The 14,033-nt window shown below is 66.6% G+C and carries 15 protein-coding genes and 1 tRNA gene; 15 read left to right on the top strand and 1 reads right to left on the bottom strand.

Annotation, left to right across the window (positions count from 1 at the left end; translation table 11 throughout):
• Positions 1 to 182 precede the first annotated feature (182 nt).
• From glp to ACN9MB_RS14015, 11 genes are read left to right on the top strand one after another with little or no spacing between them, the layout of a single operon-like run.
• Positions 183 to 1,433, top strand: a complete 1,251-nt coding sequence (glp, locus tag ACN9MB_RS14065) for a gephyrin-like molybdotransferase Glp (protein WP_426269325.1) — start codon at positions 183 to 185, stop codon at positions 1,431 to 1,433.
• Entirely contained in the window at positions 1,434 to 1,772 is a 339-nt protein-coding gene (locus ACN9MB_RS14060) for a DUF7009 family protein (RefSeq protein ID WP_426269324.1), read from the top strand.
• Between the two features lie 58 nt (positions 1,773 to 1,830).
• Positions 1,831 to 2,607 (top strand): molybdate ABC transporter substrate-binding protein, encoded by a 777-nt coding sequence (modA, locus tag ACN9MB_RS14055; RefSeq protein ID WP_426269323.1) that lies wholly within the window; start codon positions 1,831 to 1,833, stop codon positions 2,605 to 2,607.
• Positions 2,608 to 2,615: 8 nt separating this feature from the next.
• Positions 2,616 to 3,299 (top strand): molybdate ABC transporter permease subunit, encoded by a 684-nt coding sequence (modB, locus tag ACN9MB_RS14050; RefSeq protein WP_204635453.1) that lies wholly within the window; start codon positions 2,616 to 2,618, stop codon positions 3,297 to 3,299.
• Entirely contained in the window at positions 3,292 to 4,392 is a 1,101-nt protein-coding gene (gene modC, locus ACN9MB_RS14045) for a molybdenum ABC transporter ATP-binding protein (RefSeq protein WP_426269322.1), read from the top strand. Before modB ends, modC begins: the two co-directional genes overlap by 8 nt.
• A gap of 50 nt (positions 4,393 to 4,442) precedes the next feature.
• On the top strand, positions 4,443 to 5,645 hold the full coding sequence (locus ACN9MB_RS14040; protein WP_426269321.1) for a molybdopterin molybdotransferase MoeA: 1,203 nt from the start codon (positions 4,443 to 4,445) through the stop codon (positions 5,643 to 5,645).
• Between the two features lies 1 nt (position 5,646).
• Entirely contained in the window at positions 5,647 to 6,693 is a 1,047-nt protein-coding gene (moaA, locus tag ACN9MB_RS14035; protein ID WP_426269320.1) for a GTP 3',8-cyclase MoaA, read from the top strand.
• A gap of 60 nt (positions 6,694 to 6,753) precedes the next feature.
• Entirely contained in the window at positions 6,754 to 7,266 is a 513-nt protein-coding gene (gene moaC, locus ACN9MB_RS14030; protein ID WP_426269319.1) for a cyclic pyranopterin monophosphate synthase MoaC, read from the top strand.
• On the top strand, positions 7,263 to 7,862 hold the full coding sequence (locus ACN9MB_RS14025) for an NTP transferase domain-containing protein (RefSeq protein ID WP_426269318.1): 600 nt from the start codon (positions 7,263 to 7,265) through the stop codon (positions 7,860 to 7,862). Before moaC ends, ACN9MB_RS14025 begins: the two co-directional genes overlap by 4 nt.
• A complete protein-coding gene (locus ACN9MB_RS14020) occupies positions 7,859 to 8,101 on the top strand; it encodes a MoaD/ThiS family protein (RefSeq protein ID WP_426269317.1) in 243 nt (80 codons plus the stop codon). Before ACN9MB_RS14025 ends, ACN9MB_RS14020 begins: the two co-directional genes overlap by 4 nt.
• Positions 8,098 to 9,651, top strand: a complete 1,554-nt coding sequence (locus tag ACN9MB_RS14015) for a ThiF family adenylyltransferase (RefSeq protein ID WP_426269316.1) — start codon at positions 8,098 to 8,100, stop codon at positions 9,649 to 9,651. The genes ACN9MB_RS14020 and ACN9MB_RS14015 overlap by 4 nt, the downstream gene beginning before the upstream one ends.
• Before the next feature lie 70 nt (positions 9,652 to 9,721).
• On the opposite strand, the gene ACN9MB_RS14010 is transcribed toward ACN9MB_RS14015, so the two are convergent.
• Positions 9,722 to 9,806, bottom strand: a tRNA-Leu gene (locus ACN9MB_RS14010).
• 148 nt (positions 9,807 to 9,954) lie between these two features.
• On the opposite strand from ACN9MB_RS14010, the gene rnr reads away from it, so the two are divergent.
• From rnr to sugE, 4 genes are all read left to right on the top strand, one after another.
• Positions 9,955 to 12,549: a ribonuclease R gene (rnr, locus tag ACN9MB_RS14005; protein ID WP_426269315.1), complete on the top strand. Its 2,595-nt coding sequence runs from the start codon at positions 9,955 to 9,957 to the stop codon at positions 12,547 to 12,549.
• The gene (rlmB, locus tag ACN9MB_RS14000; protein ID WP_426269314.1) at positions 12,546 to 13,292 is read left to right on the top strand and encodes a 23S rRNA (guanosine(2251)-2'-O)-methyltransferase RlmB; all 747 of its coding nucleotides are present in this window, start codon (positions 12,546 to 12,548) and stop codon (positions 13,290 to 13,292) included. Before rnr ends, rlmB begins: the two co-directional genes overlap by 4 nt.
• Entirely contained in the window at positions 13,289 to 13,576 is a 288-nt protein-coding gene (locus tag ACN9MB_RS13995; RefSeq protein WP_426269313.1) for a CBU_0592 family membrane protein, read from the top strand. Before rlmB ends, ACN9MB_RS13995 begins: the two co-directional genes overlap by 4 nt.
• Before the next feature lie 126 nt (positions 13,577 to 13,702).
• Positions 13,703 to 14,026, top strand: coding sequence for a quaternary ammonium compound efflux SMR transporter SugE (gene sugE / locus ACN9MB_RS13990; protein WP_204635462.1), 324 nt, complete (start codon positions 13,703 to 13,705; stop codon positions 14,024 to 14,026).
• Positions 14,027 to 14,033: the final 7 nt, after the last annotated feature.

The raw sequence follows: 14,033 nt of genomic DNA, 5'->3' as shown, positions 1-14,033 counted from the left end.
CCCGACGATGGTCGAACACGGTTCTTTAAACCTGCACTATGCCAAGGTGGAACCCACCTTGTTGCTGCGGCGCAACGGATTGTGACAATCAGCGCGCAAGCAACGCTTGCAATGTCACCGTGCTCACACCGAGCATGTGATGACATGACTCTTACGCGCGATAGGCCAGGCCGAGCTTCAGCATGATTGGTTACGATGACGCCCTGTTTGCGCTACTCCAACAGGCCCGACGGCTGGACGCGGTTTCCTGCGCCACCGCCGATGCCCTGGGCAAGGTGCTCGCCGCCGATGTGGTGAGTCCGATGGACCTGCCGTCGTTCGATCACTCGGCGATGGACGGCTATGCGTTGCACGCCGGACAGACGCTGGCGGCGGGTACGGAGCACGCCGTGCACGGATCGCAGGCGGCGGGCGATGCTTCGTGCACATCCCAGGGCATGGCCTGGGAAATCATGACGGGGGCGCGGTTGCCCGAGGGACTCGACACCGTCGTCCCGGTCGAGCGCACCGAGCTGCTGGCTCGCCACAACGATGGTTCACCGGCGCGCATGCGGCTACTCGACACGCTGAACGCAAAGGCGAACGTACGCTATGCCGGCAGCGATGTGGCCAAGGCTGCGGTGGCGATCCAGGCCGGCACAAGCGTCGAAGCCAACCACGTGATGCTGCTGGCTGCGCTTGGCGTGGCGCAGGTGCAGGTGGTTCGCCCGCCGCGCGTCGCCGTCATCTGCACCGGCAAGGAGTTGCAGGCCGATCTGGCGCAGCCGCTGGCGGACGGCCAGATCTACGGTTCCAACGGCCCGTACCTTGCCGCTGCGTTCGCCGCGATGGGTGCACAGGTGTGTTGCTGCGAGACGGTCGACGACACCAGCGCTACCTTCGTGGCCGCCGTGCGGCGTGCACGCGAGGCCGCCGCCGATCTCATCGTCAGCACCGGTGCGGTGTCGATGGGACGCTACGATTTCGTGCCTGATGCGCTGTCGGAACTAGGCGCGCAGGTGTTGTTCCACAAGGTCGCCATCCGTCCGGGCAAGCCGCAGCTGGCGGCCATGCTGGGCGATGCGATGGTGTTTGCGTTGCCGGGCACGCCGATGGCGGTCGCCGTGGGGCTACGCTTCTTCGTTGCCCCGGTGTTGCGAGCCATGCGCGGGCAGGTGCCCGAGCGGACATGGCAGGCGGTGCTCGATGCGCCGCAGCAGGCGAAAGGCGGCCTGCTGCATTTTCTGCGCGCAACGGTGATGCCGGGCAGCGATGGCCGTCTGCACGCCCATGTGCTGGCTCAGCAGCAACCGTTTCGCATCCAGCCGTTTGCGCAGGCGAACGCGTGGGTGCTGCTGTCAGGTGACGCGCAGGGCAACGCCCTGGTAGAGGTCGTCGGCCTGCGGCCGGAGACCCTGGTGTTCGGGCAAAACCATCCAGCGGGAGCGCGATAGATGAAACTGCAGATCGAAAACCAGAGCCTTCGCGTGCGAGTCAACGAAGACGAATTGGCCCAGCTGCTGACCGAGCGGCCCTTGCAGGCGCGCACGCGCTTCACCCGCGACATGACGCTTTCCTGCACGCTCAGGGCGGTGCCGGGTGCGGCCGCGCGTTTTGGCGGGCAGCCCGATGCATGGACGATCGATCTGCCGCTGGACGACGTGCGCGCGCACGCCGCCCGGCTGCCCACGCGCGAAGGCCTGCTGTTCGAACTGGAAAGCGGCGAGGGCGAGCCGCTGGAACTTCGCTTCGATGTGGACGTGCGTGACAGCGTGCGCCATCGTCGCGCTTGAGACACAAAGGTTGGGCTACGCTCGGCCGCCCCACGAACGGCACGACAGGAGTGACACGATGATGCGTCGGCTATGGCAGGGCTTGCTGCTGGTGAGTTCGGTGTTCGCCTCCGTCGCGCCGGCGGCGCCGGTCGATGCGCACATCACGGTGGCGGCGGCGGCGGATCTGCATCAGGCGCTGGACGAAGTGGTGGCGGCGTATCGCCACGACCATCCTGCCAGCCGTATCGACGTCACCTACGGATCCTCCGGCAACCTGCTGACGCAGATCGAACAAGGCGCACCGTTCGAGATCTTTTTCTCGGCCGACAGCAGCTATCCGCAGCAACTGGTGGAGCATGGCAAGGCCAGTGGAACACCCGTCCCTTATGCGCTGGGCCACCTGGTGATGTGGAGCGCGAGCATCGACATGAAGGGCGTGCAGGTGGCCGATCTGGCGCAGGCGAGGTTCGGTCGCATCGCCATCGCCAACCCGCAGCATGCCCCGTACGGCAAGCGCGCCGAACAAGCGCTGCGCGCGGCCGGCATCTGGGAGCAGGTGCAATCGCGGCTGGTGTTTGGCGACAACATCGCGCAGACCGCGCAGTTCGCGCAGAGCGGCAACGCGCAGGTTGGCCTGGTGGCCGAATCGCTGGTGCTGGGTTCGTCCACGAAGGGGAGTTTTGCGTCGGTGCCGCCGTCGCTGTACGAGCCGCTCAAGCAGAGCTTCGTGATCACCCAGCGCGGCGCCGGCAATGCGCTGGCGCAAGACTTTGCGCGTTACGTGCAGAGCGCCCCGGCCAAGGCGATCCTCTCGCGCTACGGCTTCGAGCTGCCGGCGGACGCCGCGCACTGAGCGCCACCATGGCCCTGCTGACGGAAGCGGACATCGAAGCGCTGGGCCTGACGCTGCGATTGGCGGCCACGGTGACGCTGCTGTTGCTGCTGCTGGGCCTGCCGTTGGCCTGGTGGCTGGCGCATACGCGTTCGCCCTGGCGGCGCCCCATCGCTGCCGTGGTGGCGTTGCCTTTGGTGCTGCCGCCCACCGTGCTGGGTTTCTATCTGCTGATGTTGCTCGGTCCCGACGGCGTGGTGGGGCGCGCGTTGGCCGCGCTGGGGCTGGCGGCGTTGCCATTTACCTTCAAGGGTTTGGTGGTGGCGTCGATGCTGTACTCGCTGCCGTTCGTGGTGCAGCCGCTGCACAACGCGTTCGATGCGGTGGGAAACCGCCCGCTGGAAGTGGCGGCCACCTTGCGTGCCGGCCCGCTGGATCGATTCTTCAGCGTGGCCTTGCCGCTGGCCTGGCCGGGCGTGGTCACGGCCGCGGTGCTCGGTTTTGCGCACACCGTGGGCGAGTTCGGCGTGGTGCTGATGATCGGCGGCAATATTCCCGGACAGACGCGCGTGCTTTCGATGCGCATCTACGATCATGTGCAGGCCGGCGAATACCACCAGGCGAATGTGCTTTCGCTGTGCCTGCTGGCGGTCTCCTTCGCGGCATTGCTCGCCATGTCGCTGCTGCGTACCCGCAGGTCGGCGCGTGACTGAGCCGCACGCCGGCACCTCGCACGGCCTGGCTGCCAAGCTCGCCTGGCGCCGTGGCGCGCTCGCCTTCGATATCGATCTGACGCTGCCGTCCAAAGGCGTCACCGCCTTGTTCGGACCGTCCGGCGCCGGCAAGAGCAGTTGCCTGCGCGCACTCGCCGGCCTCGAGCGCGACGCCATCGGGCGGGTGAGCTTTGGGCAGACCGCATGGCAGGACAGTGCGCATCGCCTGTTCGTGCCGCCGCATCGGCGCCGCATCGGTTACGTGTTCCAGGAGCCCAGCCTGTTCACCCATCGCAGCGTGGCCGGCAATCTCGATTTCGGCTATCGCCGCGCGGGGCGACCGTCCCATCTGGATCGCGACGGCCTGATCGACCGCTTCGGCGTGCGGCCGCTGCTGCAGCGTCGCGTCGACGCGCTGTCCGGCGGCGAGCGGCAGCGGGTGGCGATGGTGCGGGCGTTGCTGTCCGATCCCGCCTTGCTGATGTTCGACGAACCGCTGTCCGCGCTCGACGGTGCCGCGCGCGCCGACCTGCTCGAATGCCTGGAATCCCTGCATGGCACGCTGCAGGTACCGATGATCTACGTGAGTCACAACGTGGACGAGGTGGCCCGGCTGGCCGACCATCTGGTCTTGCTCGAAGCGGGCCATGTGGTGGCCCAGGGCGCGCTGCAGCACACGCTGGCGCGACTGGACCTGCCGCCCGCCTTGGGCGAAGCCCTGGGCGCGGTGATCGAGGGCCAGGTGGTGAGTTACGACGCCCACGACCAGCTGATCGAACTCGATTTCCCGGGCGGTCGCCTGTGGCTGCCTTATCGCCACGAAAGCGTGGGGCAGGAGCTGCGATGCCGGATCGGCGCCCGCGACGTGGTGCTGACCCGGTTGCCCCAGACAGGCACCAGCGCGCTCAATCAACTGCCTTGCCGGATCATCGGCGTGGCCGATGCGGACCATCCTGCGCAGGTCCTGGTGCAGCTCGATGCGGGTGGCTGCGTGCTGCTGGCACGGATTACCCGCCGCTCATGGCACGCGCTGGGGCTGTCGCCCGGCAGCGAGGCGTGGGCGCAGGTGAAAGCCGTTGCGCTGGGATTTTGAATGAGGCGGTATGCTCGACCCATGCGGTCGCCACTTTGCATGATCAGACCATGAGCGAATTGACCAGCGTCAGCCAGGCCCAGGCCTTGATCGCCGAACATATGCCGTCGTTTGGCAGCGAGCTTGTGCCCCTGGATGAGGCCGTCGGAAGAATATTGCGCCAAGCGGTGCGCGCCGAACACGATCATCCGCCGTTCGACCGGGTGATGATGGACGGCATCGCCACACGCTGGTCCCAGGGCATGCCGCGCCGCCTGGCCGTAGCGGGCGCGCAGATGGCCGGCATGCCCAGACAGTCGCTTCCCTCCGGCGACGCCTGCCTGGAAGTCACCACCGGCGCGATGCTTCCCGCCGGCTGCGATTGCGTGATTCCGATCGAGCAACTGCGGCGCGACGGCGGCGACTACCTGCTGTCCGACGAATGCCAACCTCAGGCCGGCCAGTTCATCCATCGGCAGGCCTCCGATTGCGCGCAGGGAAGCCTGCTGCTGTCGCCCGGCATGCGCCTGGGGCCGGCGGAAATGGCCTTGCTGGCGGCCAACGGCGTGGCGAAGGTGGAGGTTGCGGTGATGCCGTCGATCGCCATCGTCTCTACCGGCGACGAACTGGTGAACGTGGACGCGCCGCTGGGCGAAGGACAGATTCGCCGCTCCAACGACACCGCCGTGCGAGCGATGCTGCGCCTGGAAGGTTTTGCGCGAGTGGCGATGGAACATATCGTCGACGATGAAGCGGCCACGCGCGAACGCATCGCCGAGCTGCTGGATCGCCACGACGTGTTGTTGCTCTCCGGCGGCGTGTCGATGGGACAGCGCGACTATGTACCCGCGGCGCTGGCGGCGCAGGGCGTGCGCAAGGTGTTCCATCGCATTGCGCAGAAGCCCGGCAAGCCGATGTGGTTCGGCATCGGGCCACGCGGGCAGGCGGTGTTTGCGTTGCCCGGCAATCCGGTCTCGGCGCTGGTCTGCGCCACCCGCTATGCGCGGCCCGCATTGCTGGCGGCGCAGGGCATACCCGTATCTGCACCGGAACACGTGGTGTTGGACAGTGAGGTCGATATCAATCCGACGCTGGTGAGTTTCGTGCCGGCCCGCGTGCAGACGGATGCGTCAGGGCGGTCGATGGCCTATCCGGTGCCTTCCAGGACCTCGGGGGACTTCTCGTCGCTGCCGCGCACGCATGGTTTCATCGAGTTGCCGTCGGGCCAGGGCAAGGCGCCTGCCGGCACCGTCGCAACGTTTTATCGGTGGTGAGATGAGCGCGATCGACAGTCTCAACGAACGCACCGCACTGCCGGTCGACCAGCTCGGCCGGCCGTTGCACGACCTGCGCATCTCGGTCATGGATCGCTGCAATTTCCGCTGCCCGTATTGCATGCCCGAATCGACCTATGGCGAGCACTTCACCTTCCTGCGCAACGACGAGCGCCTGAGCTTCGACGAGATCGAGCGTTTATGCCGGCTGGCCGCCACCCTGGGCGTCAGCAAGTTGCGCCTCACCGGCGGCGAGCCCTTGCTGCGTCCGCACCTGACCGACCTGGTGGCGCGCCTGCGGCGGCTGGAGGGCATCAACGATCTGGCGCTGACCACCAACGGCGTGCTGCTGGCGCGACATGCGAGCGAGTTGCGCGATGCCGGCCTCGATCGCGTCACCGTCAGTCTCGATACGCTCGATCCTGCGCTGTTCCATCGCATGAGCGGCAACCGCGGTGCGCTGGACGATGTGCTGGCTGGCATCGAGGCCGCACAGGCGGCGGGTTTCCCGCATGGCGTGAAACTCAATACGGTCGTGCAGCGGGGCGTGAACGAACACACGGTGATCGATCTGGTCGAGCGGTTCCGCGGCAGCGGGGTCGTGGTGCGCTTCATCGAGTACATGGACGTGGGCAACCGCAACGACTGGCGCCCGGCCGCGGTGGTGCCATCCGCCGAGCTGGTGCAGCGGATTCACGCGCAGTGGCCGATGCGGGCGCTGCCGCCGAAATATGCCGGCGAAGTGGCGACGCGTTACCGCTTCGAGGACGGTGCCGGGGAAATCGGCATGATCTCGTCCATCAGCCAGCCGTTCTGCGGGGGCTGCTCGCGGGCGCGGCTTTCCTCCGAAGGCATGCTGTACACCTGCCTGTTCGCCACGCGCGGCACTGACCTGCGCCATTCGCTGCGCGACGGCACCAGCGACCAGGCCTTGACCGAGCTGCTGCGCGACGTGTGGCTGCGCCGCCGCGACCGCTACAGCGAAGAGCGGGCCGAACACCATGGCAAGGCGCCTCGCAAGATCGAGATGCATTACATCGGTGGGTGAGGGCAGGGAACAACACGATTTCTTCATCCTTGCCGTCGCGACTCGACCGATAATCCAGCCATGTCCCCGGAGTTTGCCGTGACCGCGATACCCACCCAGCTTTCCCACGTCGGCGACGACCACCAGCCGCGCATGGTCGACGTCGGCGCCAAGGCGATCACCCATCGCACCGCGCAGGCGCGGGCACGCGTGACGTTTCCTGCCGAGGTCGCGCAGCGCCTGCATGAGGCCGGCTACGTGACGCCCAAGGGCGCCGTGCTCACGGTGGCGCAGATCGCCGGCGTGATGGGCGCCAAGGCGACGCCGCAACTGATCCCGTTGTGCCATCCGCTGAGCATCGACAAGTGCGACGTGCGCATCCGCATCGAAGGCGTGGATGCGTTGATCGATTGCACCGTGTCGTGCAGCGGCCGTACCGGCGTGGAAATGGAAGCGCTCACCGGTGCCAGCATCGCCGCGCTGACCATTTACGACATGTGCAAGGCGATGTCGCACGACATCGTCATTGCCGACCTGAGACTTATTTCCAAGACCGGCGGCAAGCACGACGTCGGCAGCACGGAGACAGCATGAGCAATCCAACGGCTCCGCTTTACGGCTTGTTGTTGAGCGGCGGCGCGAGTCAGCGCATGCGCCAGGACAAGGCCGCGCTCACCTATCGCGGCGAACCGCAGTTGCTGCGCGCATGGCGCCTGCTCGAAGCGCTGACCGAGCGCGCCTTCGTCTCGGTACGCGACAGCCAGCGCGAGGACGCCCTGCGCGCCGGCCTGCCGCAGATCGTGGACAGCTACGACGCCATCGGACCCGCCGCGGGCATCCTGTCCGCACAGGATCGCCATCCCGATGCCGCCTGGCTGGTGCTGGCCTGCGACCTGCCGCTGTTGGACCACGACACGCTGCGTCGCCTGATCGATGCACGCGATCCCCTGGTCGACGCCACCGTCTTCGCCAGCAGCCACGACGGCCTGCCCGAACCGCTGTGCGCGATCTGGGAGCCGCGCAGCCACGCGCTGCTGCGGCAGCGCTACGAGGACGGCAGCTACTGCCCGCGCAAGGCGCTGATTCAATCGAGCATCGTCTTGCTGCCCGCGCCGGGCGATGCGCTGGACAACGTCAACACGCCCGAGGAACGGCAAGCCATGCAACAACGTCTGGAGTCCCTGGCATGACGGTGGTGAATCTCCAGTACTACGCGCAACTGCGCGAGCAGGCCGGCACCAGCAGCGAGCAGTTCACCACGGGGGCCAGCTCGCTGCGCGATCTGTACGAGGAACTGCGTGTGGCGCGAGGTTTTTCGCTGTCGGCCGATGCGTTGAAGGTGGCGGTGAACGCCCAGTTCAGCGCGTGGGATCGCCCGCTGCGCGACGGCGACACCATTGTTTTCATTCCACCGGTGGCAGGCGGATGAGCCGTTTCGAACTTTCCGGCGCGGCCGTCGATACCACCGGCCAGCGCGACCGGCTTCGCCATCCGGCGAGCGGCGGTTACTGCGCGTTCGAAGGCTGGGTACGCAACAGCAACGAAGGGCGCGAGGTCGACGGGCTGTCGTATGAAGCCTATGCCGAACTTGCCATCGCCGAAGGCGAGCGCATCGTCGCCGAGGCGATCGAACGCTACGGCGTCACCGACGCACGCTGCGTGCATCGCACCGGCGACCTGAAGATCGGCGACATGGCGGTATGGGTCGGCGCCTCGGCACCGCACCGCGACGAAGCGTTCCGCGCCTGCCGCTACATCATCGACGAGATCAAGCACCGGCTGCCGATCTGGAAGAAGGAACACTACGTCACCGGCGAATCGGACTGGGTGGCGTGCACCCATGTGTATCGCGAACACGAGCACGAGGATCATCACGCCCATCACCACCATGCGCATGCGCAGCCTTTCGTGCCTGACTACTCGCGCCAGACGCGTCTGCGCGACGTGGGCGAAGCAGGACAGGCGAAGCTGGCGGCGTCGCGCGTGCTGGTGATCGGTGCGGGCGGACTCGGTTGCCCGGTGATCAGCTATCTCGCCGGAGCCGGCATCGGCACGCTGGGCATCGTCGATGGCGACCGCCTGGATGCCAGCAACCTGCATAGGCAGACCATGTACAACGCGAGCGACATCGGCCAGTACAAGGCCGAGCTGGCCTCGCGTCGCGTGGCCGCACTCAACCCCACGGTGAAGGTGCGGATCTGGAAGGAGCCGCTGACCGCTGCCAACGCGGTCGAGGTGTTCGGCCAGTTCGATCTGGTGGTGGAATGCACGGACGATATGCGCAGCCGCTATCTGAGCAGCGATGCCGCCGTCGTCAGCGCTACGCCGCTGATCCTCGCCAGCATCTATCAGTACGAAGGGCAGCTGCAGTTTGTAGCGGCGCAGCCGGGTATGCCGTGCATGCGTTGCCTGTGGCCGCAGGAGCCGGCACCGGAAGCGGTGGGCAGTTGCACACTGTCGGGCGTGCTGGGTCCGGTGCCCGGCGTGCTGGGTGCCATGCAGGCCACCGAGGCGCTGAAATATCTGCTGGGTTTGCCGCAGCCGAATGCCGGTGCGCTGTCGCTGGTGAACCTGATCGATCTCAGCATCCAGCATTTGCCGATCGATGCGGCGAACGGCTGCGTCGCGCACGGCGGCTGCGTCGCGGTGGCGCGTCGAGCGCTGGCCCGGGCGGTCGACGAGGAAGCCATCGACCTGGCGTTCGATCGACTGGACGATGCCGTCGCCGCGGGTTTCCGCCTGGTCGATGTGCGCAATGCCGAGGAGTGGGCGAGCGATCCCATGCCGGTGGTTGCCGCACTGCAGGTGCCTTCCGGGCAAGTGATGGAGCGAGCCGGCGAATTCGCCGACGGTCGCTTTCTGTTGGTCTGCGCCAGCGGCCGGCGCAGCGGTCATGCCGCGCGTCTGTTGCGCGACGAAGGCATGCAGAACGTGTATTCGCTGGCCGGCGGACTCAACGCGCTGCGCGTGGCCGGGTGAGCGCGCGCGGCGCGCAAGCGTAAACGCCGAAAACGAAAAAGCCCGCATCGCTGCGGGCTTCGTCTACAATTGGTGCCCAGGAGAGGACTCGAACCTCCACGGTTTTACCCGCTAGTACCTGAAACTAGTGCGTCTACCAATTCCGCCACCTGGGCAGGTGTCACGTGAGCTTTTTGGGCTGCGTGAGCCGCGTAGATTAGGCATGTGTCGGTGGGTTGTCAACTATCCTTTCACGGATATTTTTATCGGACCGCGTCTCCTCCGGTTCGCAAGCCCCATAAAACAACTAAAAAGGCATAGGAAGTGACCAGAAAAAAAGAACCGCGCGACAGCAAGCAGGACGGCAAACGGGGCTCCAAGGCGCCGGGTAGCGGCAGTGGCCGCGTTCGTCGTTCGGCCGTCGATCCGGCCAGGCCGCGCGAAGGCGTCGTTGGCGATCCGCACGCGGAGCGGGAGGCGCAGCGCTACGAGCGACCCATCCCCAGCCGCGAGGCGATCCTCGCGCTGCTCGAACAACGCGGCGAGCTGCTGACCGAGGCGCGCATCGCCGAAGCGCTGTCGCTGTTCGACGAACAGGAACTCAACGCCCTGCGCAAACGCCTGGGTGCGATGGTGCGCGATGGCCAGCTGCTGCTGGGACGTCGCGGCGGCTATGCGCCGGCCAACAAGCTGGACCTGATCCAGGGCGTGGTGCTGGCCAACGCGGAAGGCTACGGCTTCCTGCGTCCCGATGGCGGCGGCGACGATCTCTATCTCTCGCCCCAGCAGATGCGCACCGTGCTGCATGGCGACCGAGTACTGGCCAGCGTGGTCGGCATCGACCGCCGCGGTCGCAAGCAGGGCGCCATCGTCGAAGTATTGCAGCGCCGTTCGCCGCGACTGGTGGGTCGCGTGGTGATCGAAAACGGCGTCACCCTGGTGGCGCCCGACGACCGCCGCGTGCACCAGGACGTGATGATCGTGCCCGGCCAGGACATGGGCGCCCGTTCCGGGCAGATCGTGGTGGCCGAGATCACCGACCCGCCGACGCCGCATCGCGGCCCGATGGGCGCCATCCGGGCCGTACTGGGCGAACGCCTGCAGCCGTCGCTGCTGGTCGAGATGGCGATCGCCAGCCACGACCTGCCACACGACTGGCCCGACGCGGTGATTCGCGACGCCGCCCAGGTCGAGCCGCAGGTGACCGCGGCCGAACGCGAGGGCAGGGTGGATCTGCGCTCGACGCCGCTGGTGACCATCGACGGCGCCGACGCGCGCGACTTCGACGATGCCGTATTCGCCGAGCCCAAGCGTGGCGGCGGCTATCGCCTGGTGGTCGCCATTGCCGACGTGTCGCATTACGTGAAGGTGGGCTCAGCGCTCGACAAGGAAGCCTACGAGCGCAGCACCTCGACCTATTTCCCCGGCTTCGTGGTGCCGATGCTGCCGGAGACGCTGTCCAACGGCATCTGTTCGTTGAATCCCAAGGTCGAACGCCTGTGCATGGTGTGCGACATGGTGATCAACGAAGAAGGCGAGGTGGTTCGCTCGAAGTTCTACAACGCGGTGATGCGTTCGCATGCGCGACTCACCTACGACCGCGTGTGGCAGGCGATCGGCCTCAACGATGCCGATGCTCGCCACGAATTGGCCGACGTGATGCCGCAGATCGAACATCTGCACGGCCTCTACAAGCTGATGGCGGCGCAGCGCAAACGTCGTGGTGCGATCGACTTCGAAACGCCGGAGGTGAAGTTCCGCCTCGACCAGCGCGGCGAAGTGGAAACAATGGGCGCCACCGAGCGCAACGATGCGCACAAGCTGATTGAGGAATGCATGATCGCCGCCAACGTGCAGGCGGCCCTGTTCCTCGAAAAGAAGAAGATCCCCGCGCTGTTCCGTGCGCATGAGCCGCCGCCGGCTGAGAAGTACGAAGACCTGCAGCAGTTCCTGCGCGAGTTCAAGCTGCGCATGCCGCCGGTCGAAGACGTAACGCCGGGCGACTACGCCGACATCCTGCGCCTGGTGCATGACCGTCCCGAGCGTGAACTGATTCAGTCGGTGCTCTTGCGCTCGCAGAGCATGGCGGCCTACCAGCCGGACAACCGCGGCCACTTCGGACTCGCCTTGGAAGCGTACGCGCACTTCACGTCGCCGATCCGCCGTTATCCGGATCTGCTGGTGCACCGTGCGATCCGCTACGCGATCTCGGGCGGCAAGCCCTCCGCGTACAACTACAGCCCGAGCGAGATGGCCGCCATGGCCGTGCATTGCTCGCAGCGCGAACGTCGTGCGGAAGAAGCCGAGCGCGATGTGGACGAGCGCTTCAAGTGCGCCTGGATGTCCAAGCACGTGGGCAGCGAATTCGCGGGCACGGTCACCGGCGTGACCTCGTTCGGCTTGTTCGTCGAGCTGGATGAGTCGAAGGTGTCGGGTCTGGTGCATATCAGCCAGCTCTCCAACGACTACTACCACTTCGATCCGGTGCGCCACCTGTTGAAGGGCGAGCGCAGCGGTGCGCAGTTCCGTCTCGGCGATCACGTGCGGGTGCAGGTGCTGCGCGCGAGCCTGGAAGACCGCAAGATCGACTTCCGCCTGGTGGCACCGCGCAAGGAAGGCGTGGCACCGCCGAGCAGCGAGCGCCGCTACAACTACGCCGCCGCAGGGGATCGCTACTCGCTGCCCAAGGGCAGCAAGGGGACAGCACGACCTGCCACGCGCGATAATGACGGACCGAAGCCATCGCGCGCGCCCGTTCCCGTCGAGGCGCCCGTGGCCGGGAAGAAACCGGCCGGCGGCAAGAGCATGCTGGCCAAGGCCAAATCGGCCGCCAAGGGCAAGTTCAATGCGGCCAAGGCTGCAGCATCCAAGGCGGTCTCCAAGGCCCGAGGGGCCGGCAAGAGCAAAGGCAAAAAATGAGTGATAGCTGGATCGTCGGGATCAACCCGGTCGAAGGTGCGCTGAGCAACGACGCCACGCGCGTGCGCGAAGTGCTGGTGGAGCAGGGCCAGCGCAATGCGCGCGTGCAGGAGCTGGCAACGCGCGCCAAGGCCCTGAACATTCCCGTGCACCATCGGTCGCGCGAAGAGCTCGATCGCGTATCGGGCGAAGCGCGCCACCAGGGCGTGGTGGCGCGTTACGAAGCGCCGCCGATGGGTTCCGAGAACGATATCGAACGATTGCTGGCGGAGGCCGGGCAGAACGCGCTGGTGCTGGTGCTCGACGGCGTCACCGATCCGCACAACCTCGGTGCCTGCCTGCGTAGCGCGGCCGCGGCGGGCGCGACGATGGTGATCGTGCCGAAGGATCGCGCCGTGGGTCTCACCCCGGTGGTGCGGCGTGCGTCGGCTGGCGGTGCCGATCGCGTGCCGCTGATTGCCGCGACCAATCTGGCCCGTGCACTGCGCACCCTGAAGGATGCCGGCGTGTGGATCACCGGCCTGGCCGGCGATACGCAGACCTCGGTCTACAGCATCGATATGCGCGGCCCGGTAGCGCTGGTGCTGGGCAGCGAAGGCGATGGCATGCGCCGGCTCACCCGCGAGACCTGCGATTTCGTGGCGCAGATCCCGATGCCGGGCGTAATGGAAAGCTTGAACGTGTCCGTGGCGACGGGCGTGGTGTTGTTCGAGGCTTTGCGGCAAAGGAGTGAAAAGCGATGACCTTCCTGTGGCACGACTGGGCCGGCTATGTCGGCGTGGTACTGGTGCTGTTGGCTTTCCTGCTGCTGCAGGCCCGCAAGCTGCACGGCAACGGGCTGCTGTATCAGCTGATGAATGTGCTGGGCGCGCTGGGCGTGGCGTTGTCGCTGGTGTTCGGCGTGGCGATGAACTGGCCGGCGTTTCTGATGCAGGTGGCGTGGATCGTCATCGGCCTGTTCGGCATCGTGCACTCGACGCGTGCGCGTCGCGAGGCGCGTGAATTGGGCGACAAGTTCACCTCGTGACGTGAGGTTCATGCGCGGCCCGTAGAATGCATGGACCGGTCCTGCAATGGGCCGGTCTGCGGGGACGGCCCCGCACGCAAGTGTCTTCGGCAGGGACGGCCCTGCTCTCATCCAGAGGAGCGCGCCATGCCCTGGATTTATCTCATGCTCGCCGGACTGCTCGAAGTGGTCTGGGCGATTGGATTGAAATACACCGAAGGGTTTACGCGCCCGTTGCCCAGCGTGATCACGGCATCGGCCATGGTTGCCAGCATCGTATTGCTGGGCATGGCGGTGAAGACGCTGCCGATCGGCACGGCTTACGCGATCTGGACCGGAATCGGTGCGGTCGGCGCGGTGATCCTCGGCATCGTGCTGTTCGGCGATTCGGCCTCGCCGTTGCGGCTGGCCTGCGTGGGGCTCGTGGTGCTGGGCATGGTGGGGCTGAAGCTCACCGGCGGCGCGCACTGAGTAATCA

It is taken from the genome of Dyella kyungheensis (assembly GCF_049913195.1).
Classification (GTDB): Bacteria; Pseudomonadota; Gammaproteobacteria; order Xanthomonadales; family Rhodanobacteraceae; genus Dyella; species Dyella kyungheensis.
The sequence above is the reverse complement of the archived record's forward strand: the minus strand, read 5'-3'. Positions and strand labels throughout refer to the sequence as shown.